1 rRNA gene is annotated in these 1,022 nt (G+C 46.8%); it reads right to left on the bottom strand.

The features are described 5' to 3' along the window. A 16S ribosomal RNA gene (locus HMPREF3045_RS08930) occupies window positions 1-990 on the bottom strand; the annotation flags it as partial. Window positions 991-1,022: the final 32 nt, after the last annotated feature.

Raw genomic sequence — 1,022 nt, 5'->3', positions numbered from 1 at the left:
TCCCTCCGTATTATGTCAAGACTTGGTAAGGTTCTTCGCGTTGCGTCGAATTAAACCACATGCTCCGCTGCTTGTGCGGGTCCCCGTCAATTCCTTTGAGTTTCACACTTGCGTGCGTACTCCCCAGGCGGAGTGTTTAATGCGTTAGCTGCGGCTCCCAGATTATTCCAAGAACCTAACACTCATCGTTTACAGCGTGGACTACCAGGGTATCTAATCCTGTTTGCTACCCACGCTTTCGTACCTCAGCGTCAGATGATGACCAGAAAGTCGCCTTCGCCACCGGTATTCTTCCTAATATCTGCGCATTTCACCGCTACACTAGGAATTCCACTTTCCCTTTCATCTCTCAAGCCTAACAGTTTTAAAAGCTTTATATAGTTGAGCTATATTATTTCACTTCTAACTTACTAGGCCGCCTACGTACCCTTTACGCCCAATGATTCCGGACAACGCTCGGTCCATACGTATTACCGCGGCTGCTGGCACGTATTTAGCCGGACCTTATTCTTATGGTACTGTCATTTTCATCCCATAAAAAAGATTTTTACAACCCGAAGGCCTTCTAAATCACGCGGCGTCGCTGCATCAGGGTTTCCCCCATTGTGCAAAATTCCCCACTGCTGCCTCCCGTAGGAGTTTGGGCCGTGTCTCAGTCCCAATGTGGCCGTACACTCTCTCAAGCCGGCTACTGATCGTCGCCTTGGTGGGCTTTTATCTCACCAACTAGCTAATCAGACGCAAGTCCATCTTACACCGATAAATCTTTGGTTAGTCTACCATGCGATTGACTAACTTTATAGGGTATTATTCTTCGTTTCCAAAGGCTATCCCCTTGTGTAAGGCAGGTTACTCACGTGTTACTCACCCGTTCGCCACTAATCCACTTATTTTCATTCCGAAGAAATCAGCTAAGTTTCATCGTTCGACTTGCATGTGTTATGCACGCCGCCAGCGTTTATCCTGAGCCAGGATCAAACTCTCAATTATTGTTTGATCTTGACTTTTGTCATTTTTCGTTT

Source organism: Anaerococcus sp. HMSC075B03 (assembly GCF_001815585.1).
Taxonomy (GTDB): Bacteria; Bacillota; Clostridia; order Tissierellales; family Peptoniphilaceae; genus Anaerococcus; species Anaerococcus vaginalis.
This window is presented reverse-complemented; position numbering and strand designations above follow the sequence as displayed.